This is a genomic window from Actinomadura sp. ATCC 39365 (genome assembly GCF_054392275.1).
The window spans coordinates 8,963,844-8,984,941 of sequence record NZ_CP184335.1; the positions used below are offsets into that span (position 1 = coordinate 8,963,844).

Consider the following 21,098-nt stretch of genomic DNA (forward strand, 5'->3'; position numbering starts at 1 on the left):
CTGCGTAACACATGCGAAACAATCGAGACACCGTACGGAAACGGCCGCGACCTAGCGTCGGCATGATGGCCAGTCCCTCAGGGAGGTTCGAGAGTGTTCAACTCCGCCGACGACGTCCTGAAGTTCATCAGTGACGAAGGGGTGCAGTTCGTCGATGTCAGGTTCACCGACCTGCCGGGGACGACGCACCACTTCACCTTCCCGGTCGAGAACTTCGGCGCGAACGTCTTCACCGACGGGCTCATGTTCGACGGCTCGTCCATCCGCGGCTTCCAGGCGATCCACGAGTCGGACATGCTGCTGCTGCCCGACCCGTCCAGCGCGGTGCTCGACCCGTTCCGCCAGCACAAGACGCTCAACCTCAACTTCTTCGTGCACGACCCGCTGACCGGCGAGGCCTACAGCCGCGACCCGCGCAACGTGGCGCGCAAGGCCGAGGAGTACCTCAAGGGCACCGGCATCGCCGACACCGCCTACTTCGGCCCCGAGGCCGAGTTCTACATCTTCGACGACGTGCGCTTCGAGACGAAGGCGAACGCCGGCTACTACTACATCGACTCCATCGAGGGCGCCTGGAACACCGGCAAGCGGGCCGAGGGCGGCAACCTGGGCTACAAGCCGCGCTACAAGGGCGGCTACTTCCCGGTCCCGCCGATGGACCACTTCACCGACCTGCGCTCGGAGATGGTGCGCAACCTCATCGAGTGCGGCATCGACGTCGAGATGCAGCACCACGAGGTCGGCACGGCAGGCCAGGCGGAGATCGACTTCAGGTTCGGCACGCTGCTCAAGACGGCCGACAACCTGATGCTCTACAAGTACGTCATCAAGAGCACCGCCCTGGAGTACGGCCACACCGTCACGTTCATGCCCAAGCCGATCTTCGGTGACAACGGCTCCGGCATGCACTGCCACCAGTCGCTGTGGAAGGACGGCTCGCCGCTGTTCTACGACGAGGTCGGCTACGCGGGCCTGTCCGACACCGCCCGCTACTACATCGGCGGCCTGCTGCGGCACGCGCCGTCGCTGCTGGCCTTCACCAACCCGACGGTCAACTCCTACCACCGCCTGGTGCCGGGCTACGAGGCCCCGGTCAACCTGGTCTACTCGCAGCGCAACCGCTCGGCCTGCGTGCGCATCCCGATCACGGGCTCCAACCCGAAGGCCAAGCGCATCGAGTTCCGCGTGCCCGACCCGTCGTGCAACCCGTACTTCGCCTTCTCGGCGATGCTGATGGCGGGGCTCGACGGCATCCGCAACAAGATCGAGCCGCCGGAGCCGGTCGACAAGGACCTCTACGAGCTGCCGCCGGAGGAGGCCCGCCAGGTGCCGCAGGTGCCGGGCTCGCTGCCGGAGGTGCTCGACGCGCTGGAGGCCGACCACGACTACCTGCTCGAAGGCGGCGTGTTCACGCCCGACCTGATCGAGACGTGGGTGTCGTACAAGCGGGAGAACGAGGTCGACCCGATCCGCCTGCGGCCGCACCCGCACGAGTTCGAGCTGTACTACGACGTGTGAGCCCGCGGTTCTTCCACGGGAGAACGCGGAACGGAGGGGGCCCGGCGCCGATGGCGGCACCGGGCCCCTTTTCGCTCACTCCTGCGGGACGGAGCCGCCGCGTAGAGCCGGCCGACCTCCTCGGCGTCGATCGGCTCGCTGCGCGCGCCCGGCCGCTTCCTCGCGGTCGCCCTCTGCGCCAGGACCGACAGGTCCTTGAGCGTGCCGGCGTACTGCATGTAGGCGTCGAGACGCTGGGCGTCCCATCGTGTGCGCATCTCCCGGTTCCATTGAGCCCTGTCGGCCGCTCGGGTCGTGGCCAGCGTCGCCAGGGCGCCGACGACGACGCCCAGCAGCGCGGGCAACTGGGCAAGCAGCCGGCTCATGGGGAGAGCGTGGCACCCGTTCCGCTCCCCCGCAACGGCCGGTTCCGAGGGATCTGGCGGGCTTCGCCGAACGCGGTTACCTTGATCCCAGATCACGCAACCGGCCATCGGCCGAACGCGCCCGAAGGATCTGGAGGACCGTCATGAGGATCAGACGAGGGCTGTTAGCCGCGGTGCTGGCCGCCGGCGCGCTCTGTCTCGGTTCGACCCCGGCTCACGCCATCCCGCCGCCGCCCCCCGGCGGCGACCTCCTCGTCGTCTTCGCCTACTTCAACGGCGACCAGCTCGTCGGCCAGCGGTGGTTCGGCTGCGGCCAGCCCGCCGGCGAGTGGGGCATCCTGTCGGGCACCCAGAAGGTCTACTTCACGCCCTGCTGAGCCATGAGCGGGGACCGTCCCGTGGTCAGAAGTCGAAGCGGGGCGCCGACGCGGTGAGGATCTCCGACTTCGGCGACACCGGCCACAGGGCGGTCAGCTCGTCGTAGAGGGCCGTGGCCAGGCGTTCGACGTCCGCGCGGGCCGTCTCGTGCAGGGCCTCGGCCACGATGAGCACGTCGGTGGTGGTGTCGCGGACCGCCGACAGGCCGCTCTGCCGGTTGGTCCAGCGGCGCGCGTGCGCCCGGCCGTCCGCGTCGGCGAAGATCACTTCTCCGGCGGCCGGGTGCTCCGTCTCACCGGAGAAGGTCAGGTACGTCTCCTCGCCCGAGGCGTACCGCACCTCGACGAAGCCGGAGACGCGGGAGACGTCGAACACCGCCACCGGCACGGCGAAGGCGATCGAGACCGCGTTGCACAGGTCGATCAGGGGATGCAGGCGCGGCAGTGCGCCCTCCTTCCTGAATCGGCGCAGCAACGACTCCGACGCGCACCGGTACTGCGTCGGCTTGAGCCCCATCCGGGTGAACGCCCGCCGCCACGCCTGGATCTCGGGCAGCTCGCTCTCGGGGGCGGCCCGCCGGGCGGCCAGGTCGCAGTAGCGGGCCACCTGGTCGTCGACGCGGGCGGCGGCGTCGACGCCCGCCACGTGGAGCGCGAAGGGCACCAGGTCGGGGAAGTCCCGCCAGATGTCCGCGGAATGCTGGAAACGCACTGTCACCTCGCCGGTCGTCTCTCTCGTGCGCCTCACGATACTGCGGCGGCCTCCTGTCGTCCCCGCGCGGCCTGCCGGGCGCGGGCGGCGACCAGGGCGTAACAGCCGAACATCACCGCCGTCAGGACGGCCGCGGCGAGCAGGGGCCGCCCGACGACGCCCAGCACCGCCACGCCGAGGGTGGCACCGACCTGGCGGGAGGCGTTCAGCACGCCGCCCGCGGTGCCCGCCGTGCCCGCGGGGGCGGCGTTCACCATGCCCGCCATCAGCGCCGGGAACACGAACGACAGCCCGAACCCCATGACCACCAGCCAGGGGGCCAGCACGTCGGTGAACGCCACCCCCGCCAGCCCGGTCGCGAGGAGGGCGAGACCCCCCAGGATCGGCGGACGGGGGCCGTAGCGGGCCACCAGGCGGCCGGTGAGCAGCGGGTTCACCGTCATGGGCAGCGTGAGCGGCAGGAAGGCGAGCCCGGCGGCGGCCGGGGACAGGTGGCGGGTGTCCTGGAGAAGGAGGGTGAGCACGAACAGCGCGCCGGAGAAGGCGAAGTTGGCGACCGTCCCGGCCAGCAGCTCCGGCCAGGTGGCGGCGAGCAGGCCGCCGGGCAGGGCGGGGGCGTGGCTGCGGCGCTCCACCAGCACCAGCGCCACCAGGGCGGCCACGGCCAGCGCGGCGGCGAGCGCGGAGGTGTCGATCAGGGCCTCGGCGACCAGGCCGAGCAGCACGCAGGCCAGGGCCTGGACCTGCCAGTCGATGCGCCGCGAGCCGCGCGGGGAGGCGACGTTCCGCATGATCAGCAGGCTGGCCACGGCGAAGGGCACGTTGACCAGGAAGACGGCGCGCCAGCCGGACAGGCCGACCAGGAGGCCGCCGAGCAGGGGGCCGGCGGCCAGCGCCGAGCCGGTGAGCGCCGCCCACAGGCCGGTGGCGCGGGCGCGGGCCACGGGCGCCGGGAACATCTCGGCGAGCAGCCCGAGCGAGCCGCCCGTGCACAGCGCCGCGGCCACGCCGAGCAGCGCGCGCAGCGCGACCAGCGCGCCGAGGTCCGGCGCCGCCGCGCTGAGCAGCGACAGCGCGCCGAACAACGCCACCCCGGCCTTGAAGACGCGGGCCGCGCCGAACCGGTCGGCCACGGCGCCGGCGGTGAGCAGCGACGCGGCGAAGGCGACGGTGTAGGCGTTGACCGCCCACTGCTGCCCGGCCAGCGAGCCGCCGAGGGAGGCACGCAGGTCCGGCAGCGCGATCGTCAGCACGGTCGTGTCGAGGATCACCAGGAAGTAGGCGAGGGAGAAACCGAACATTCGCATGCCCACAGCCTGCTCAAACGCCGCTTTTCCCCTCAACAGGCGTCGCCGTACGGGGCATTCGGGAAAACCTTATGCTGCTGTATATGGACTTGCGGCAGTTGAGGGGCTTCGTCGCCGTCGCGGGGGCGGGCACCGTCACCGGCGCGGCGAACGTGCTCGGCCTGGCCCCGGCGTCGGTGTCGGAGCAGGTGCGCAGGCTGGAGGACAGCCTCGGCGTGCCGCTGTTCGAGCGCACGCCCCAGGGCATGCGGCTGACCGAGGCCGGCGCCGCGCTGCTCGGCCGCGCGCAGGGCCTGCTCGACCACGCCGAGGAGGTGCGCCGCGCGGTCACCGGCCGGCGCCGCCGGGTGCGCGTCGGCGCGCTGGAGATGCTGGCCGCCGCCCGGCTGCCCGCCGTGCTGCGCCGCCTGTCCGACCGCCGCCCCGACCTGGACGTGGACGTACGCTCCCTGATGCGGCAGGACCTGCTGGCCCAGGTGGCCGCCGGCGACCTGGACGCGGCACTCCTGCTCGACCTCGGCCCGCGGATCGGCGGCCTCGGGTTCACCCCGCCGCCCGGCATGGACTTCCTCGACGTCGGCGAGGTCGTGCTGTCGCTGGTCGCCGCGCCCGACGGCGAGCGGGAGCCGCTGCTGGTGAGCCCGCCCGGCTGCTCGATCCGGCTCGCGGCCGACCAGACGTTCGGCCCGGACGTGCCGCGCAGGGAGCTGACCAGCATCGCCACCGCCCGCGAGTGGGCCAGGCAGGGCTTCGGGCAGGCCCTGCTGCCGGACTTCGCGCTGGGCGCCGACCTCGACTCCGGCGCGCTGGTCGCGCTCGACTGCCGGGCGCCCGCGCTGGCCCTGCGCCTGGTCTGGCTGCGCGGGCGCGAGGAGTCGCTGCGGGACGTGCTGTACGCCATGAGCGCCTGACCCGGCGGCCCGTTCACTGGTCCTTGCGCCGGGCCTTGATGCCGGTGATGCGGCGGAACACGTCCCACCAGAAGGGGGCGCCGAACAGCAGGGCCACGTACGTCAGCAGGTAGCCGGGCCAGTGGCTGGGGGTGGTGAGCCGGCTCCACCAGGTGGCGCCGTTCCAGTGGAGCGTGGGGTCGCCCTCGGCCGGGATGGCGATGCTGACCAGCGCGTGCTGGAGCATCTGGACCATCGCGGGCTCGCTGAGCGTCTCGGTGATGCACGGCACGGGGTCGGACTGGCCGCACCGGGCCTTGAGCTCGTCGTAGGCCGCCGGGCCCGCCTCGGCCACGGCGGTCACCGAGGCGCGGAAGGCGTTGTCGCGCAGCAGCGTCTTGCCGTACTCCAGGCCGTCCATGGTGAACAGCAGCGTGACCAGGAGGCCGAGGACGGCCACCACCCATTTGACGTAGCGCTTGTACAACATCGACAGGCGTTCCATCTCGCCGTCGAACCAGGTCTCGACGCCCTGCCTGAACCGGTCGAGGTCGCGCTGCGCGGTCTCCCAGACGCCGCGCAGGTGGCCGTACAGGGGGCTGCCCATCTCCTTGAGCTTGGCCAGGAAGCCCTCGACGCCCCCGGGCTCGGCGGCCGCCATCTCCATCAGGGCGACGGCGAAGCGCCCCGGCGGGATGTTGGCGATGCTCGTCCGGCCCTTCGTCGGGTGGTCGATCTCCTGGACGCGTTCGTACAGCAGCCGGACCATGGCGTCCTGCGCCTTGGGCTCGGCGACCGGCAGCGTGCCGGGCTCGGCGGGCGCGGGCTGGTCGCTGTGGGCGGGCCGGGGATCGCGGGAGAACGGCAGCGCGGCGAACACGTCGCGCACCTTGGCGGGCAGCCACGACCTGCCCTGCGCGTCGGCGCCGTCGAGGGTGTCCCTGAGGTACGCCCACAGGAACTTGCTGCGGATGGCGAGCAGGCGCACGAACGCCTCGTTGACCCCGCTCACCAGCAGTGAGAGCAGCAGGAACGACACGACCAGGCCGAGGGCCAGGTCCACGTAAACGGATAACACCTGCGCCTTGATACACCCCCGCGTGGACCGGGATCAACCCCCGTAGAAGACGCGCTCGACGACCTGGCGGGCGCGGCGGGTGACACGGCGGTAGTCGTCGAGGAAGTCCTCCGAGCCGTCCGGCGGGTAGCCGAGCGTACGGGCGATGAGCCTGCGCTCCCCCGCCTCGGCCGGCACGCTGTCCCCCGGCCTGCCCCGGACCAGCATGATCGCGTCACGGACCCTGGAGGCGAACCGCCACGCCTCGGCCAGCACGCGCTCGTCGTCCGGATCGAGCAGCCCCTCGGCCGCCGCCGCGCGCAGCGCCGCGATGGTACGGGTGGTGCGCAGGGCCGGCACTTCGCCCGCGTGGCAGAGCTGGAGCAGCTGGGCCACCCACTCCACGTCCGACAGCCCGCCGGGGCCGAGCTTGGTGTGCAGGGCGGGGTCGGCGCCGCGCGGCAGCCGCTCGGCCTCCATGCGCGCCTTGAGCCGCCTGATCTCCCTGATCGCGTCCTCGCCCAGCCCGCCGGCCGGGTGGCGCAGCTCGTCGATCATCGAAATGAACGCGTCGCCGAGGGCGGTGTCGCCGGCCGAGAAGCGGGCGCGCAGCAGCGCCTGCGACTCCCACGGCGACGACCAGCGGGCGTAGTAGGCGCGGTAGGAGGCCAGCGTGCGCACCAGCGGCCCCTGGCGGCCCTCGGGGCGCAGGTCGGGGTCGATGAGCAGCGGCGGGTCGGGCGCGGGCAGCGACAGCAGCCGGCGCAGCTCGTTGGCCACGGCGAAGGCGGCGTCGGCGGCCTCCCGCTCCTCGACGCCGGGCAGCGGCGAGTGCACGAACATCACGTCGGCGTCGCTGGCGTACGAGCACTCCATGCCGCCGAGCCGGCCCATGGCGATGACCGCGAACCTGGTCACGTCCGGGGCCTTGGCCAGCGCGGCGTCGAGCGCGGCCTGGAGGGTCACGTCGGTGAGCGACGACAGGGCCGTGCCGACGGTCTCGATGTCGAGGAGCCCCGAGATGTCGGCGACGGCCGTGCGGAACAGCTCCCTGCGGCGCAGCCCCCGCACGGCCGCCACCGCGGTCTCCGGGTCGCCGGCGTGCCGGGACACCGCGGCCGACGCCTCGCCGCGCAGCGACTCGGGCGGGCGCACGGCCAGCTCCGCGTCGGAGCCGAGCATCGCGACCGCGTCGGGGGCGTGCATGAGCAGGCCGGTGGCGTAGCGGCCGGTGCCGAGCACCCGCGCCATCCGGGCGGCCACCGCCGTCTCGTCGCGCAGCAGCCGCAGGTACCAGGGGGTGCTGCCGAGCTTGTCGCTGACCTGGCGGAAGCCGAGCAGCGCCGCGTCGGGGTCGGGCGTGTCGGCGAACCAGCCGAGCATGACGGGCAGCAGCGTGCGCTGGATGGCCGCGCGCCTGGACACGCCCGTGGACAGCGCCGCGATGTGCCGCAGCGCGCCGTTGGGATCGACGTAGCCGAGCGCCTCCAGCCGGGCCGCCGCCGCGGCCGTGGACAGCCGCGCCTCCGACTCCGGCAGCCGGGCCACCGCCTGGAGCAGCGGCCGGTAGAACAGCTTCTCGTGCAGCCGGCGCGCCTCCATGGCGTGCCGCCGCCACCGGGCGGTGAACTCCCCCACCGGGTCGGCCTGCATGCCGAGGGCGCGGCCGAGTCTGCGCAGGTCGGCCTCGTCGGTGGGCAGCAGGTGCGTCCGCCGCAGTCGGTGGAGCTGCAACAGGTGCTCGACCTGGCGCAGGAACGCGTACGCCTCGGCGAGCCCGCGCGAGTCGTCGCGGCCGACGTAGCCGCCGCGCGAGAGGGCGGCCAGGGCCGGGAGGGTGCCCCGGCGGCGCAGCAGCGGGTCGAGCCTGCCGTGCACGAGCTGCAGGAGCTGGACGGCGAACTCGATGTCGCGCAGCCCGCCTGGCCCCAGCTTGAGCTGCCGCTCCCCCTCGGCGCGCACGTGCGACTCGACGCGGCGGCGCATGGCCTGCACGTCCTCCACGAAGTGCTCGCGGGTGGCGGCCGTCCAGACCAGGTCGTTGACCGCCTGGACGTAGGACTCGCCGAGCTCCTGGTCGCCCGCCACCGGCCGGGCCTTGAGCAGCGCCTGGAACTCCCAGGTCTTGGCCCAGCGGCGGTAGTAGGCCAGGTGGCTGGCCAGCGTGCGGACCAGCGGGCCGGACCGCCCCTCGGGGCGCAGGCCGGCGTCGACCTCCCACAGCGAGCCCTCCTGGGTGGCCGCCGTGCAGGCCCGCATCATGGCCTGGGCCAGCCTGGTCGCCGAACGCAGCGCCTTGGTCTCGTCGGCGCCCTCGCGCGGCTCGGCGACGAAGATCACGTCGACGTCGCTGATGTAGTTGAGCTCACGCGCGCCGCACTTGCCCATGCCGATGACCGCCAGGCGCGCCTCGGAGTCGTCGACCTCGGCGCGGGCGATGGCGAGGGCGGCCTCCAGCGCCGCGCCGGCCAGGTCGGACAGCTCGGCCATGACCTCCGGGAGCGTGGCCTGCCCGGTGAGGTCGCGGGCGGCCAGGTGCATGAGCCGGCCCCGGTAGGCCACCCGCAGCGCCACCAGCGGGTCGGGGGCGCCGGCGCGCGGCTCGGGCTCGCCGGGCTCGGCGCCGACGGCGTGCAGCAGCGCGGCGCGCGCCTCGCCCAGCTCGGGCTCGGCCAGCAGGGCCGCCTGACCGGGGTGGCGGACCAGGTGCTCGCCGAGCGCGGCGCTGACGCCGAGCACGGCGAACAGGCGCGCCCTGAGCCGCTCGTCCGCGCGCACCGCGGCCAGGACGGCCGGCTCACGCTCGGCCAGGCGGATCAGCGAGACCAGGGCCAGGTCGGGATCGGCCACGGCGACCAGGAACTCCAGGAGGTCGTCGAGATCGGCCGGGGTGCGGTCGAGCAGCTGCGCGGCTCTGGCACCGTCGGCGAAGCCGAGCTTGGCGAGGCGTGCGGCGGTCGATTCGATCCTGGGCACCTGCTCATCTTGACAGGTGACGTCCGGAAAGCCGTAGAGTACAACGCAACGTAGCGTTGCGTTTTGCTGAGGAGGGGACGACATGAGCCGGATGCCCGCGGCGGTGACCTGGGGATTGCTGGCGGCCTGGGCCGTGCACGACGCCGAGGAGCTGGCGACCATGGCGGGATGGGCGCGGCGGGCCCGTCCCCGGCTGGAGCGGATGTACCCGGGGGTGCCGTGGGAGCGGCTGGAGGTGTCGCAGGCGCGGGTGAACGTGGCGATCGGGCTGATGGGCGGCGTGGTGGCGGGGGCCGCGGCGCTGGGGGCGCGCAGCGGCGGGCGCAGCCCGGTGTTCCAGGCGGTGCTGGCCGGGTTCGGGCTGCACGGGGTCGTCCACCTGGCGCAGGCGGTCGCCACGCGGGGGTACACGCCGGGGGTGGTGACGGCGCCGCTGGTGGTGATCCCGTTCTCGGCGTGGGCGTGGCGGCGGTTGCGGCGGGCGGGGGTGGTGGCGGCGCCGGGGCGGTCGACCGCGTTCGGGCTCGCGGCGCTGCCGCTGACGGTGGGGGGCGTGCACGCGGCCGCCCACCTGCTCACCCGCCGCCACGAGCGGGCCGCCGAGTCCTCGGCCACGGACGGCCTCGGCCGCGACCGCTGGTTCTGACCCGCACCGACATCTCACCCCCGGCCCCCGAGCCGAGCTGAGCGGTCAGGCCGGGCGGGAGGTTCGGGGGCGGGCGTCAGGCCGGGTGGGAGGCTTCGACCACCCGGGCGAACGCCTCGGCGACCGGGCGCCAGGTCGCGACCAGGGCGGGCTCGGCGGCCCTGACGGCGGCGTTCAGGTCCTCGGCCGACTCCAGGTCCGACTCCTCCGTCCAGGAGGTGAAGATCTCCGGGGTGGCCTCGGGGTGGAACTGCACCGCCCAGGCGCGCTCGCCGACCCGGTAGGCCTGGTTCGGGTACTGGACGCCGGTCATCAGCGGCACCGCGCCCGCCGGCAGCCGCGTCATGGCGTCCTGGTGGTACTGGACGGCGGTGGCCCTGGCCGGGACGCCGGACAGCAGCCGGTCGGAGGCGGCGGCGGGCAGCGCGACCACCTCGCACGCCCCCACCTCCAGGCCGTTCCCGCCGCGCTCGACCGTGCCGCCGAGTGCCAGGGTGAGAAGCTGGGCACCGAGGCAGATGCCGAGCGTGGGCGTGCCCTCCTCCACCGCACGGCGCAGCAGGGCGCGGGTGGCGGGCTGCCAGGGGCTGCGCTCGTCCTCCCAGGCGGCCGCGGCGCCGCCGAGCACGATCAGGCCGTCGGCGGCCCGTCCCGGCACCGGCTCGCCCCGGTACGGCCGGACGACGTCGCAGGTCAGGCCCAGCCAGTCCGCCAGGTAGCCGAGCCCGGCGCCGGCCTCGTGCTCGATCACGGTGATGCGCATAGCGGGTAATTTATCCGCATTTTTTGGTGAAAGCGCCCTTACGTCCGTCATGCGAAGTGCCCGCGCACGGGCGGTGACGCCCGGCCCCGGACGGCATCCCTAGGATCCGGCTATGAGATTCGACGAAGTGGGCGGGCTCCGCGTCGCCACGTTCGGCACCGGCCCCCGCAAGGTCATCGCGGTCCACGGCATCAGCGCCTCGCTGATGGCCTGGGGCGCGGTCGGGCGGCGGCTGCCCGAGGAGTGGTCGCTGATCGCGATGGACCTGCGCGGCCGCGGTCACAGCGCCTCCCTGCCCGGCCCGTACGGGCTGCCCCGGCACGCCGAGGACGTCCTGCGCGTCGCCGAGCACGTCGGCGCGGGCCCGGACGCGGTGCTGGCCGGCCATTCGATGGGCGCGTACGTGGCCGTGCTGGCCGGGGCCGAGCGCGCCTTCGAACGGGTCGTCCTGGTGGACGGCGGCCTCCCGCTCCCCCTGCCCGAGGGCGAGGACCCCGACGCCGCGCTGGCGGCCACGCTCGGCCCCGCGCTCGCCCGGTTGCGTCAGACGTTCGCCTCCCCGGAGGAGTACGTGGACTTCTTCAAGGCCCATCCGGCCTTCGTCGGCCACTGGAGCCCCGACGTGGAGGCGTACGTGCGTTACGACCTGGCCGGCCCCGAGGGCGCGATGCGCTCACGAGCGGTCGGTGAGGCCGTGATGGCGGACGGGCGCTGGATGCGTACCGAGACCGCCGGGATCGGCGCCGCGCTGGCCGAGATCAAGGCGCCGACCTACCTGCTCCGGGCCCCGCGCGGCCTGCTGAACCAGGACACCGGCATGCTCCCCGACGAGGTCGCCCGGACCTGGACGGCCCGCGTGCCCGGCCTGCGCGACGAGGTCGTGCCCGACTGCAACCACTACACGATCCTGTTCGACGAGCAGCCGGTGACGACCGTCCTGGAACGGATCACCGGGCCCTGACCCTGGACATGACAACGGCCCCCGAGCCGAGCTCGGGGGCCGTTGTTCTGAGCAGGTCAGCGTGGAGCGATCCACGTGGCGCGGGCGGCGGCCACCAGGGTCCCGTCGTCCTCGTAGATGCCGCTCTCGCCGTACATCTTGCGGCCGTCGCGGCCGGTCGGACGGGCCACCACGGAGTAGCGGCCACCCGGCAGCACCGGGCCGTTGATCTGCACGACCAGGCGGCCGAGCAGGGCCGACTCACCGGGGCCGAAGTGCGCCCAGCCGGTGATGCAGTCGAGCACCGCGCCCACGATCGAGGCGGGCACGCCGTCCTCACCGCTCACCGTGAACGGCACCCGCCACCCGGCGGCGACCAGGTCGGAGCCCTCCACCGGGCCGGGGAAGATGCGCAGGCCGTCGCCCGGCTCGCGCAGGCCGCAGGCGAAGCACTCGGCGAACGGGTGAGCCTGCAGGCCGACGAACCCGGCCTCGGCGCGGGCGGCGTCGGTGAACGGCACGAACCCGGGCCCGGCCAGGGTCTCGGCGACGGGGATGGCCTCGACCAGGACCTTGTCGCCGTCGGACAGCGAGACGCTGTTGGCGACGTGCTCCAGGCGCAGCTCGGTCTCCAGGGGCGTGGGCGCGTGCAGCGTGACCTCGACCGCTGATCGGCCGCCGTTCAGCGCCTCTGCCATGGTGCCCGCGATCCAGCCGCCGTTGGCGACTCCCACCGGGCCCCGGAAACGCTCGGGAACGGTCAACACGGTCTGCAGGGCAGCCGTCGTCATGCCACACCCTCCAATATCGCCCCACAAGGCGAGAAGTCCGGAAATATCGTAAAGAGTAGGCCGATTTTACTGGACTCCCGGATTACCACGATGCTGGGGGTCCCTGAACGACGGCCGACTCATGCCATAACGCCACAGGCGTGGCCGAAACTTCCCCGGCCGCCCCCTGCCGTCCCCTCCCAGGGTCGGCGCCGTCCATGGCACGGATGTGACTCGGGGGTGAGGAACAACGAAAATCGGCCCCAACCCGGAGCCGTATCTGTATCCGGGGTGAGACCGATCAAGGCGTCGGCAGTACCTTATCCCGTGATTTCCCCGCCCCGGGCCCATTCCCGGTGAATCCCGTCGGACCGTTCCGGCGGCCGGGCCCGCCCGCCGTGTGCCGCCGCGCCCTATGCTGGCGCGCACAGGGGTCGAAGCGAATCCGATCGGGCGGGGTGGGTCTGTGCAGCGGGCGACGTTACGCTTTCCGCCCGGGTCGCTGGTCATCCTGACCGGGCTGCCCGGCGCCGGCAAGACCACGCTGCTGCGCCGCCTCTACGGCCTCCACGGCGCCGAGAGCGCGCCCGTCGCCGCCGACGCGGTCGTGGTGATCGACTCGGGGCAGTCCCGCCTGCGCTGGGACGGCCGCATTCCCTGGGCCCCCGTCCGGTGCGCCGCGCCGTGGTGTTCGCCACCCACCTGAGCCGCATCAGCCGGGCGCTGGCCGGCGGGCGGGCGGTCCTCGCGCACAACCGGGGCTGCGCCACGTACGTGCTGAAGGGGTTCGCCTGGCTGGCCCGCAGGCAGCGGGCGAGCTTCCACCTGCTGCTGCTCGACGCGCCGCCGGAGGCGGCGGTCGCCGGGCAGCACGCCAGGGGCCGGGTGGTGGCGCCCCGCACGTTCGCCCGCCACCGCCGCCGCTGGGAGAGCCTGCTGGCACGGGTGACCGGCGGCGACCCGGCCCCGGCCGTCAGCGCGCACGTGCTCACCCGCGCCGAGGCCGACCTGCTGACGCACATCGTCTTCGACAGCGCCGACCGCGCCCCCGCCGACTGACGGCGTCCCGAGGGGGACATGGACGCACGAGGAAGGACCCCGCCATGAAGCAGTACCTGCTCACCCTGTTCGAGCCCGACGGCCCGCCGCCCGAGCCCGCGGTCCTGGAGCCGATCATGCGTGACATCGGCGCGGTCGAGGCGGAGATGCGCGCGGCCGGCGTGTGGGTCTTCTCCGGCGGCCTGGCCCCGGCCGAGCAGGCGTCGGTGATCCGGATGCGCGCGGACGAGACGTTCACCACCGACGACCCCTACACCGAGGGCAAGGAGCACGTCGGCGGGTTCACCGTCATCCGGGCCCCCGACCTGGACGGCGCGCTGGAGTGGGGGCGCCGGCTCGCGCGCGCCGTGGGCGTGCTGCCGGTCGAGGTGCGCGAGTTCAAGGGCTGAACCGGGCGGGTCTCCCCGCCCGGCCTCACAACACCGGCAGGTAGCGGCCCAGCTCGAACTCGGTGACCGTACGGCGGTACTCGCGCCACTCGGCCCGCTTGTTGCGCAGGAAGAAGTCGAAGACGTGCTCGCCCAGCGTCTCGGCCACCAGCTCGCTGCGCTCCATGACGGCGATGGCCTCGTCGAGCGAGCCGGGCAGCGGCTGGATGCCCAGGGCCCGGCGCTCGGCGCTGGTCAGGGTCCAGACGTTGTCCTCGGCGGCCGGCGGCAGCTCGTAGCCCTCCTCGATGCCCTTGAGCCCGGCGGCCAGCACCAGCGCGAAGGCCAGGTACGGGTTGCACGCCGAGTCGAGTGAGCGGAACTCGATGCGGGTCGAGCCGCCCTTGTGCGGCTTGTACATGGGCACCCGGACCAGCGCCGAGCGGTTGTTGTGCCCCCAGCACACGTAGGAGGGGGCCTCGCCGCCCTGCCCCGCGATGGCCTCGGCGCCGCCCCACAGCCGCTTGTAGGAGTTGACCCACTGGTTGGTGATGGCGGTGATCTCGGCGGCGTGCCGCAGCAGGCCCGCGATGAACGAGCGCCCGATCTTCGACAGCCGGTAGTCGGTGCCCGCCTCGTGGAAGGCGTTGCGGTCGCCCTCGAACAGCGACATGTGCGTGTGCATGCCCGAGCCCGGGTGCTCGGTGAACGGCTTGGGCATGAACGAGGCCCAGATGCCCTGCTCCAGGGCGACCTCCTTCATGATCAGCCGGAACGTCATGATGTTGTCGGCCGTGGTGAGCGCGTCGGCGTAGCGCAGGTCGATCTCCTGCTGGCCGGGGGCGCCCTCGTGGTGGCTGAACTCGACGGAGATGCCCATCGACTCCAGCATCATGATCGCCTGGCGCCGGAAGTCGTGGCCGGAGCTGTGGGGCGTGTGGTCGAAGTAGCCGCCGGAGTCGATCGGCTCGGGCCGCTGCCCGGCCTCGGGACGGTTCTTCAGCAGGAAGAACTCGATCTCGGGGTGGGTGTAGAAGGTGAACCCCATGTCGGCGCACTTGGCGAGCGTGCGCTTGAGCACCCAGCGCGGGTCGGCGTGCGACGGGGTGCCGTCGGGCATCAGGATGTCGCAGAAGATGCGCGCCGCGCCCGGCGTCTCGCTGCGCCAGGGCAGGATCTGGAACGTCGAGGGGTCGGGCTTGGCCAGCATGTCGGACTCGTAGACGCGGGCGAAGCCCTCGATCGCCGAGCCGTCGAAGCCGATGCCCTCGGAGAAGGCGCCTTCCAGCTCGGCGGGCGCGATCGCGACGGACTTGAGGAAGCCGAGGACGTCGGTGAACCAGAGCCGGATGAACCGGATGTCGCGTTCCTCTAGCGTGCGGAGCACGAACTCCTGCTGGCGGTCCAAGGCGTCCCCTCGTTGAAGACAGTGCGGGTCTTGTATCAGCATGCCGTGCCCGTGTTTCGCACACGTTACGGGGGGCGCCGGTGCGAGCCTCACTGACAAAGGGGCCGCCCAGATCTACTGTGATCACGCAGTTAGTCTCGGGGGAGGCATTGGTGGCTATCGACCTGCTCAATCACAAGCTCGATCGGGCGTTCGACCACATCGACGCGAACGGCAACGGCGTCGTCGAGCGGGAGGACCTGCTGGGGCTGGGCGCGCGCCTGCTGGTGGGTTTCGGGGAGTCCCCCACCTCGGTCACCGGCAACCGGCTCGTCGGCAGCTTCGACGGCATCTGGTCGACGTTGTCGCGGGCGCTCGACCGCGACGGCGAATCCGGCATCGCGCGTACGGACTTCCGCGGCGGGATGACGGCGGCGTTCGTCACCGGCGACCGGTACGGGCCGGTGTTCCGGCCGGCGACGGTGGCGGTGGCCCAGCTCTGCGACGGCGACGGCGACGGCCTGATCCGGCCGGGCGAGTTCCGTACGATGCTGAGCGCGTTCGGCACCGCCTACGACGACGTGGACGAGGCGTTCGACCGGCTCGACCGCGAGGGCAGAGGCGCACTCACCGTCGAGGAGCTGATCCGCGCGGCCGAGGACTACTACCGCAGCTCAGACCCGAACGCCGCGGGCAACTGGCTTTACGGTCCGCTGTGAACACGGCCGTGAGCACCACCGTGTTCGCCACGGTGCGCACCGCGCTCCGCTCGGTCCTGCACTGGAAGCCGATGTTGCCGCTGCCGCGCAAGGGCGGCTCGCCCGCGCTGGCGCTGCTGCCGCTCGTCGAGCGGGTGCCGGCGATGGGGGCGCCCTGCCGGATGCACCCGGCCGTGTACGCCATCGAGGCCGCGGTCATCGACTGGGCCAGGCGGACGGGCCTGCGCGCCGACGCCGGGGTGGGCTTCCACCGGATGGCCGGGCGCGCGTTCGCCGAGTTCGACGCGGCCGCGGCGGCGCTGTTCGCCCAGTGGCTGACCTGGCTGTTCCACCTCGACGACGAGCTGGACGAGGGGTCGTGCCCGCTGGACATCTTCGGCGGCATGCTCAAGGGCGCGGCCCGGCATCCGCTGGAGGCGGCCTTCGCCGACCTGTGGCGGGTGACCAGCGCGCGGATGAGCGACCAGTGGCGCGCCCGCTTCGCGGTCAACCTGCGCCGCCAGGCCGACGCGTGCCGCACCGAGGCCGACAACCGGGCCGCCGGGCGCATGCCGACGCTGGAGGAGTACCCGGCCCTGCGCAGGGGCACCGTGGGCCCCTACCTGTACGACCTGGTGGAGCCGTGCCTGCGGGTCGAGGTGCCGGCCTGGATGGTCCAGTGCGAGCCCTGGCGGGAGCTGGTGGACGCCTGCAGCGACGTCACGGCCTGGTGCAACGACGTCGCCTCGCGGCCCAAGGAGCGCGGCGACGTGCACAACCTGGTCGTGCTGGCGGTCCGGCAGCTCGGGCTGGGCGAGCGCGAGGCCGTCGCGTGGGTGCTCGACCGGATCGCCGGGCGCTGCCAGGACATGAACCGGGCAGCCAGGCGGCTGCCGCTCGACGACCTGCCGCCCAAGGCGGCCAGGGACGTCAGCAAGGTCGCCTGCGCCTACCTGGCCGCGCCGCGCGCCCACCTGGACTGGCTGCTGGAGTCGTCCCGGTACGCCTGAGGCCGGTCAGCGGGAGCCGGTCAGAGGGAGGCGCCGGCGAGCATGTCGCCGGCCGCCGTCCGGCGGTAGACGACCTGCTTGCCGAGGCGCAGGCCCACCGCCAGCCCGCCGTCGCTGAGCACCCCGAGGTGCTGGCTGACCGCGCCCGGGGTGAGCGACATCCGGGCGGCCAGCGCCGAGGTGGTGCTCGGCTCGGCCAGCGCGAGCAGGATCTGCGCCCGGCTGCGGCCGATGAGCGCGGCCAGCGCGCCGGGGGCGGGGGCGGGCCCTGCTCCCACAGCGTGCCGACGCCGAGCACCGGATAGACGAGCATCGACTGGTACGGAGCCGACATCACGGCCACCGACGGCCAGTAGAACGCGCTCGGCACCAGCAGCAGCCCGTCGCCGTGCAGGCCGCCCGCGTGGCACCAGGGCCGGTCGATGAGCAGCTGCTCCCCCGTCCACTCCACGGCGGGGCCGAGCCCGGCGAACAGCTCCCTGGCCCCGCCCTGGGTGAGCTGGCGGGAGCGGCGCAGCACGTCGCGTTCGAGCAGCCCGTAGACGCGCGGCCAGAACTCCTCGAAGCAGGCCCGCCAGTAGGTCTCCAGCGCCCCGGCCACCCGGGCGACGCCGGCCGCCGGGTCCGCCATGAACCGGTCGAGCAGCCCCCGGTCGGTGCCCGCGATGGTCGCGGCCTCCGTGCGGGCGCGTTCCGGCGGCGTGCCGCGGACCTGCGCCAGCTCGGCGGCGAAGTCGGGCAGCGGCGTCTGCGGGGGCGGGGTGATGAAGTCGGCCAGGTAGCCGGACGGCGGGACCAGCGCGAACAACTCGTCGAGGTCGAGCCCGGCCAGCCGGGGGCGCACGGCCTTGATCCAGGGCAGGTGGATCGACTGCCTGGAGGGGTCCTGGAGGGTGCGCAGGCTCGCGACCAGCTCCCACATGGGCGAGAACGCGAACCGGATGCGCGCGACGTCCTCCGGCTTGAGGTCCCAGGTGACGGCCATGGTTTTAGTGTGCACTAAATCGATGGCACCTCGGCCACCCAGACCTGACCCTTTATCCGTGTCTAGCACCGCTGTCGAAAAGCCTTCCTTCCTCCGCTCCCAGATCGGCGGACTGCCGCGGCCCTTCTGGGCCCTGTGGAGCGGCACCCTCGTCAACCGCCTGGGCACCCTGGTCATGCCGTTCACCGGCGTGTACCTGACCCACTCGCGCGGCATGTCGGTGACCGCCGTGGGCCTGGTCATGGGCGTCTACGGCGCGGGCTCGCTGCTGTCGCAGATCCTCGCCGGCGTACTCACCGACCGGATCGGGCGCCGGGTCACGTTGTCGGGCGGCATGCTGGCCACCGCCGCCACCATGCTGGCGCTCGGTTACAGCACCTCGCTGCCGGCGATCGTCGCCTCCATGTTCGTGCTCGGGCTGGTGATCGACATCTACCGGCCGGCGTCCAGCGCCCTGGTGGCCGACCTGGTGTCGCCGTCGGAGCGGGCCCGCGCGTACGGGCTGCTGTTCTGGGCGATCAACCTGGGTTACGCGGTCGGCATGACGGCCGGCGGCTGGCTGGCGAGCGTCGGGTTCGCCTGGTTGTTCTGGATCGACGCGGCCTCGTGCCTGCTCTTCGCCGCGCTGGTGTGGCGGGCGGTGCCCGAGACCCGGCCGCCGGCGCGCGGGTCGGGCGGCGGGTTCGGCGTCGTGCTGCGCGACCGGCTGATGGTGGCCTTCACGCTGGTCGTGCTCGGCAACGCGCTGGTCTACCTGCAGACCGTGACCATGCTGCCGGTCGCGATGACGTCGGTGGTGAAGCTGACCACGGGGCAGTTCGGCCTGGCCATGGCGCTGAACGGGGTGCTGATCGTCGTCGTGCAGCCGCTGGTCTCCGGCTGGCTCGGGCGCAGGGACCCCTCCCGCACGTTCGCGCTCGGGCTGGCCGTCATGGGGGCCGGGTTCGCGCTGACGGCCTTCGTCACCACGACGTTCTGGCTGGCCGTCACGATCGCGGTGTGGACCGTGGGCGAGATCATCACCGCGGGCATCTCCGGGACGATCGTGGCCGCGCTGGCCCCCGAGCACCTGCGGGGGCGGTACTCGGGGCTGTTCGGCTTCGCCTGGTCGCTGGCCTCGGTGCTGGCACCGCTGATGGGCGGCCCGCTGCTCGCGGCCGGGCCGAAGGCGCTGTGGTTCGCCGTGGGCGGCGTCGCGCTGGTGTCGGCGGCGGGCATGCTGGCCCTCGGCCCGGCGATCCGGCGGCGCTGACCCGGCCTGAGGTCATGGGCGGCGCTCCACGGAATCCGCCGCCGTTGAGAGAATTTTGATCGGATGTTGGCTTCTTCCCGATAATTTCCTGCCGATCACGGAAGGAAATGGTGGGATGCGCCACGCAGTCTGGGCGCGCCGGGCGGTGACGAGGCTGGCCACTCCCCGTGTCGCGATCGGGATCGCCACGTTCGCCGTCGTGCTGGAGCTGGCCGACATCTGGGTGACCGCCCAGTTGCCGCCGTCGCCGTACACGCCGCTGCCGTTCGCGCCGGAGGACATGGCGGGCACGGCCTTCCCGGTCTTCGGCGCGATCCTCGTGCACAGCAGGCCGCGGCTGGTCATCGGCTGGCTGCTGTGCCTGGGCGGGGCGAGCGCGGCGGCCAACATCCTGTCGGCCAACCTCTACCAGTTGCTCGACGGCCGGCCGGGGCCGCGCTGGCCGGTCGTCAACCTGACCTGGAACGTCTGCGAGCTGACCCTCGGCGTCCTGCTGCCGCTGCTGTACCCGGTGGGCAGGCTGCTGTCGCGGCGCTGGCGGCCGGTGGTCGCGCTGGCCGTGGCCGGGCAGGCGCTGGACTGGGCCGGGCTGCTGACCGGCCGGCCGGAGCTGCGCGAGGCCGGGCACGGCACGCTCTCGGCGAGCATGGTGCTGGCCTTCGCCTCGCTGGTCGTGCGCTTCCGGCGCGGCGACGCGGTCGAGCGGCGGCAGCTCCTGTGGCTGCTGGTGGCCCTGCCCGGCCTGCTGGTGCCCTGGATGCTCGGCGCGGACGTCTGGTGGGTGGCCTCGCTGGCCATCCCGCTGATCCCGGCGGCCATCGCCGTGGCGGTGCTGCGCTACCGGCTGTTCGGCATCGACACGCTGATCAGCAGGGCGCTGGTGGGCACCGGCCTGGCCATCGTGATCACGCTCGTGTACGTGGCGGTCAGCGCGGCGCTCAGCCTGTTCCTGTCCGAGGTGGACCGGATCGCCGGGATCCCGGCGGCCCTGTTCGCCGGGGCGTTCTTCCAGCCGATGCGCCGCGGCCTGCAACGCGGCGTGGACCGCCTGCTGTACGGCAGCACCGGCGTCCCCGGCACGCTGGCCCGGCGGCTGCGGCACCGGCTCCAGCACACCGACCCGGTGCACGGCCTGCTGGCCACGCTCGACGTGCTGCGCGAGGGCCTGTCGGTGACCGGCGTGGCGGTCGAGGCCGACGGCGCGGTGACCACGTCCGGCGTGGTGGGCGCGGCGGCCAGGACGGTCCCGCTGGTGTGGCATGGGGAGCCGGTCGGGCTGCTGCTGATCGGGCCGACGGACCGTCGCAGGTTCCCCGCGGCCCACGACGAGCGGGTGATCGCCACGATCACGCCGTACATCGCCGACGCGGCGCACGCCGTACGGCTGACGGCGGCGTTGCAGCGCTCGCGCGAGCGCATCCTGACCGCGCGGGAGGAGGAACGGCGGCGGCTGCGCCGCGACCTGCACGACGGGCTCGGCCAGTCGCTCACCGGCATGGCCATGTCGATCAACGCCGCCCGGCTCACCATGCACAGCGCCCCCGAGCAGGCCGACCGGCTGCTGGCCGGGCTGCGCGCCGGCATGGACGCCGTGACCGGCGACATCCGGCAGCTCGTCTACGGCCTGCGTCCGCCCGCCCTGGACGAGCTGGGCCTGGCCGGCGCGATCGAGGAGCTGGCCGGGACGCCGATCGAGACGTCGGGCGAGCTGACCGGCCTGCCCGCCGCGGTCGAGGTCGCGGCCTACCGCATCGTCCAGGAGGCGCTCACCAACGCCCGCAAGCACGCCTGCGCCTCGCGGATCACGGTGGCGCTGCGCCGCGACGACCGGCTGCGCGTCACGGTCGGCGACGACGGGATAGGCCTGCCGCCGGACGCGCGGCCCGGCGTCGGGCTGGGCTCGATGCGCGAACGGGCCGCCGAGCTCGGGGGCACCTGCGCCGTGCGAGCGGGACCGGGAGGCGGCACGGTTGTCCACGCCGAACTCCCCCTGTGACAATTCGCCATATCCCCGGACG

21 protein-coding genes and 1 pseudogene are annotated in these 21,098 nt (G+C 73.2%); 12 read left to right on the forward strand and 10 right to left on the reverse strand.

All coding sequences use genetic code 11. The annotated features are described in order from the left end of the window. Positions 1–93 precede the first annotated feature (93 nt). Positions 94–1,518, forward strand: coding sequence for a type I glutamate--ammonia ligase (glnA, locus tag ACNF49_RS43310; protein WP_357967604.1), 1,425 nt, complete (start codon positions 94–96; stop codon positions 1,516–1,518). On the opposite strand, the gene ACNF49_RS43315 is transcribed toward glnA (ACNF49_RS43310), so the two are convergent. Then, positions 1,506–1,883, reverse strand: coding sequence for a hypothetical protein (locus ACNF49_RS43315; RefSeq protein ID WP_482941357.1), 378 nt, complete (start codon positions 1,881–1,883; stop codon positions 1,506–1,508). The genes glnA (ACNF49_RS43310) and ACNF49_RS43315 overlap by 13 nt on opposite strands. 143 nt (positions 1,884–2,026) lie before the next feature. Between ACNF49_RS43315 and ACNF49_RS43320 the strand changes: the two genes are divergently transcribed. Further along, a complete protein-coding gene (locus ACNF49_RS43320; protein ID WP_357967601.1) occupies positions 2,027–2,260 on the forward strand; it encodes a hypothetical protein in 234 nt (77 codons plus the stop codon). A gap of 25 nt (positions 2,261–2,285) precedes the next feature. Here ACNF49_RS43320 and ACNF49_RS43325 read toward each other — a convergent pair whose 3' ends face one another. Together ACNF49_RS43325 and ACNF49_RS43330 are read right to left on the reverse strand one after the other, a co-directional pair. Then, complete coding sequence (locus tag ACNF49_RS43325; protein WP_357967599.1) at positions 2,286–3,008, reverse strand: B3/B4 domain-containing protein; 723 nt, start codon at positions 3,006–3,008, stop codon at positions 2,286–2,288. Beyond that, a complete protein-coding gene (locus ACNF49_RS43330; protein WP_482941358.1) occupies positions 3,005–4,279 on the reverse strand; it encodes an MFS transporter in 1,275 nt (424 codons plus the stop codon). The genes ACNF49_RS43325 and ACNF49_RS43330 overlap by 4 nt, the downstream gene beginning before the upstream one ends. Positions 4,280–4,362: 83 nt before the next feature. Between ACNF49_RS43330 and ACNF49_RS43335 the strand changes: the two genes are divergently transcribed. Further along, positions 4,363–5,190, forward strand: coding sequence for a LysR family transcriptional regulator (locus ACNF49_RS43335; protein ID WP_357967594.1), 828 nt, complete (start codon positions 4,363–4,365; stop codon positions 5,188–5,190). Between the two features lie 13 nt (positions 5,191–5,203). Here ACNF49_RS43335 and ACNF49_RS43340 read toward each other — a convergent pair whose 3' ends face one another. Together ACNF49_RS43340 and ACNF49_RS43345 are read right to left on the reverse strand one after the other, a co-directional pair. Continuing rightward, positions 5,204–6,247 (reverse strand): hypothetical protein, encoded by a 1,044-nt coding sequence (locus tag ACNF49_RS43340; protein WP_357967592.1) that lies wholly within the window; start codon positions 6,245–6,247, stop codon positions 5,204–5,206. 33 nt (positions 6,248–6,280) lie between these two features. Next, positions 6,281–9,202, reverse strand: coding sequence for a bifunctional [glutamine synthetase] adenylyltransferase/[glutamine synthetase]-adenylyl-L-tyrosine phosphorylase (locus ACNF49_RS43345; protein WP_482941359.1), 2,922 nt, complete (start codon positions 9,200–9,202; stop codon positions 6,281–6,283). Between the two features lie 82 nt (positions 9,203–9,284). Between ACNF49_RS43345 and ACNF49_RS43350 the strand changes: the two genes are divergently transcribed. Further along, positions 9,285–9,848 (forward strand): HXXEE domain-containing protein, encoded by a 564-nt coding sequence (locus ACNF49_RS43350; protein WP_357967587.1) that lies wholly within the window; start codon positions 9,285–9,287, stop codon positions 9,846–9,848. A gap of 76 nt (positions 9,849–9,924) precedes the next feature. Here ACNF49_RS43350 and ACNF49_RS43355 read toward each other — a convergent pair whose 3' ends face one another. Continuing rightward, complete coding sequence (locus ACNF49_RS43355; RefSeq protein ID WP_482941360.1) at positions 9,925–10,611, reverse strand: type 1 glutamine amidotransferase; 687 nt, start codon at positions 10,609–10,611, stop codon at positions 9,925–9,927. Positions 10,612–10,723: 112 nt separating this feature from the next. Between ACNF49_RS43355 and ACNF49_RS43360 the strand changes: the two genes are divergently transcribed. Further along, positions 10,724–11,572, forward strand: coding sequence for an alpha/beta fold hydrolase (locus tag ACNF49_RS43360; RefSeq protein ID WP_482941361.1), 849 nt, complete (start codon positions 10,724–10,726; stop codon positions 11,570–11,572). Between the two features lie 56 nt (positions 11,573–11,628). Here ACNF49_RS43360 and ACNF49_RS43365 read toward each other — a convergent pair whose 3' ends face one another. Continuing rightward, positions 11,629–12,342 (reverse strand): PaaI family thioesterase, encoded by a 714-nt coding sequence (locus ACNF49_RS43365; RefSeq protein ID WP_357967580.1) that lies wholly within the window; start codon positions 12,340–12,342, stop codon positions 11,629–11,631. A 445-nt stretch (positions 12,343–12,787) separates the two neighbouring features. On the opposite strand from ACNF49_RS43365, the gene ACNF49_RS43370 reads away from it, so the two are divergent. Genes ACNF49_RS43370 through ACNF49_RS43380 form a run of 3 tightly spaced genes read left to right on the forward strand, consistent with a single transcriptional unit; the run spans position 12,788 to position 13,769 of the window. After that, positions 12,788–13,027, forward strand: coding sequence for an ATP-binding cassette domain-containing protein (locus ACNF49_RS43370; RefSeq protein WP_482941362.1), 240 nt, complete (start codon positions 12,788–12,790; stop codon positions 13,025–13,027). Then, the gene (locus ACNF49_RS43375; protein WP_498703426.1) at positions 13,006–13,380 is read left to right on the forward strand and encodes a hypothetical protein; all 375 of its coding nucleotides are present in this window, start codon (positions 13,006–13,008) and stop codon (positions 13,378–13,380) included. The genes ACNF49_RS43370 and ACNF49_RS43375 overlap by 22 nt, the downstream gene beginning before the upstream one ends. 44 nt (positions 13,381–13,424) lie before the next feature. Further along, a complete protein-coding gene (locus tag ACNF49_RS43380) occupies positions 13,425–13,769 on the forward strand; it encodes a YciI family protein (RefSeq protein WP_482941364.1) in 345 nt (114 codons plus the stop codon). 25 nt (positions 13,770–13,794) lie between these two features. On the opposite strand, the gene glnA (ACNF49_RS43385) is transcribed toward ACNF49_RS43380, so the two are convergent. Continuing rightward, complete coding sequence (gene glnA, locus ACNF49_RS43385; protein WP_357967573.1) at positions 13,795–15,156, reverse strand: type I glutamate--ammonia ligase; 1,362 nt, start codon at positions 15,154–15,156, stop codon at positions 13,795–13,797. A 152-nt stretch (positions 15,157–15,308) separates the two neighbouring features. Between glnA (ACNF49_RS43385) and ACNF49_RS43390 the strand changes: the two genes are divergently transcribed. Both ACNF49_RS43390 and ACNF49_RS43395 read left to right on the forward strand, forming a co-directional pair. Beyond that, on the forward strand, positions 15,309–15,854 hold the full coding sequence (locus tag ACNF49_RS43390; protein ID WP_357967570.1) for an EF-hand domain-containing protein: 546 nt from the start codon (positions 15,309–15,311) through the stop codon (positions 15,852–15,854). An 8-nt stretch (positions 15,855–15,862) separates the two neighbouring features. Next, positions 15,863–16,843, forward strand: coding sequence for a terpene synthase family protein (locus ACNF49_RS43395; protein WP_357967567.1), 981 nt, complete (start codon positions 15,863–15,865; stop codon positions 16,841–16,843). A gap of 20 nt (positions 16,844–16,863) precedes the next feature. Here ACNF49_RS43395 and ACNF49_RS43400 read toward each other — a convergent pair whose 3' ends face one another. After that, positions 16,864–17,289, reverse strand: a complete 426-nt coding sequence (locus ACNF49_RS43400) for a winged helix-turn-helix domain-containing protein (protein ID WP_482945662.1) — start codon at positions 17,287–17,289, stop codon at positions 16,864–16,866. Next, positions 17,199–18,005: pseudogene (locus tag ACNF49_RS43405) on the reverse strand (DUF5937 family protein); the annotation flags it as partial. The gene ACNF49_RS43400 and the pseudogene ACNF49_RS43405, both read right to left, overlap by 91 nt. Here ACNF49_RS43405 and ACNF49_RS43410 point away from each other — a divergent pair. Both ACNF49_RS43410 and ACNF49_RS43415 read left to right on the forward strand, forming a co-directional pair. Next, on the forward strand, positions 17,887–19,080 hold the full coding sequence (locus ACNF49_RS43410) for an MDR family MFS transporter (protein WP_482941365.1): 1,194 nt from the start codon (positions 17,887–17,889) through the stop codon (positions 19,078–19,080). The pseudogene ACNF49_RS43405 and the gene ACNF49_RS43410 overlap by 119 nt on opposite strands. Before the next feature lie 115 nt (positions 19,081–19,195). Continuing rightward, positions 19,196–21,076 (forward strand): sensor histidine kinase, encoded by a 1,881-nt coding sequence (locus ACNF49_RS43415; RefSeq protein WP_357967561.1) that lies wholly within the window; start codon positions 19,196–19,198, stop codon positions 21,074–21,076. Positions 21,077–21,098: the final 22 nt, after the last annotated feature.

Excerpts from the sequence above, each read along its gene's own strand:
- ACNF49_RS43315 (WP_482941357.1), bottom strand. The coding sequence starts at position 1,883 with ATGAGCCGGCTGCTTGCCCAGTTGCCCGCGCTGCTGGGCGTCGTCGTC.
- ACNF49_RS43320 (WP_357967601.1), top strand. The coding sequence starts at position 2,027 with ATGAGGATCAGACGAGGGCTGTTAGCCGCGGTGCTGGCCGCCGGCGCG.
- ACNF49_RS43330 (WP_482941358.1), bottom strand. The coding sequence starts at position 4,279 with ATGCGAATGTTCGGTTTCTCCCTCGCCTACTTCCTGGTGATCCTCGAC.
- ACNF49_RS43335 (WP_357967594.1), top strand. The coding sequence starts at position 4,363 with ATGGACTTGCGGCAGTTGAGGGGCTTCGTCGCCGTCGCGGGGGCGGGC.
- ACNF49_RS43350 (WP_357967587.1), top strand. The coding sequence starts at position 9,285 with ATGAGCCGGATGCCCGCGGCGGTGACCTGGGGATTGCTGGCGGCCTGG.
- ACNF49_RS43355 (WP_482941360.1), bottom strand. The coding sequence starts at position 10,611 with ATGCGCATCACCGTGATCGAGCACGAGGCCGGCGCCGGGCTCGGCTAC.
- ACNF49_RS43360 (WP_482941361.1), top strand. The coding sequence starts at position 10,724 with ATGAGATTCGACGAAGTGGGCGGGCTCCGCGTCGCCACGTTCGGCACC.
- ACNF49_RS43365 (WP_357967580.1), bottom strand. The coding sequence starts at position 12,342 with ATGACGACGGCTGCCCTGCAGACCGTGTTGACCGTTCCCGAGCGTTTC.
- ACNF49_RS43380 (WP_482941364.1), top strand. The coding sequence starts at position 13,425 with ATGAAGCAGTACCTGCTCACCCTGTTCGAGCCCGACGGCCCGCCGCCC.
- ACNF49_RS43415 (WP_357967561.1), top strand. The coding sequence starts at position 19,196 with ATGCGCCACGCAGTCTGGGCGCGCCGGGCGGTGACGAGGCTGGCCACT.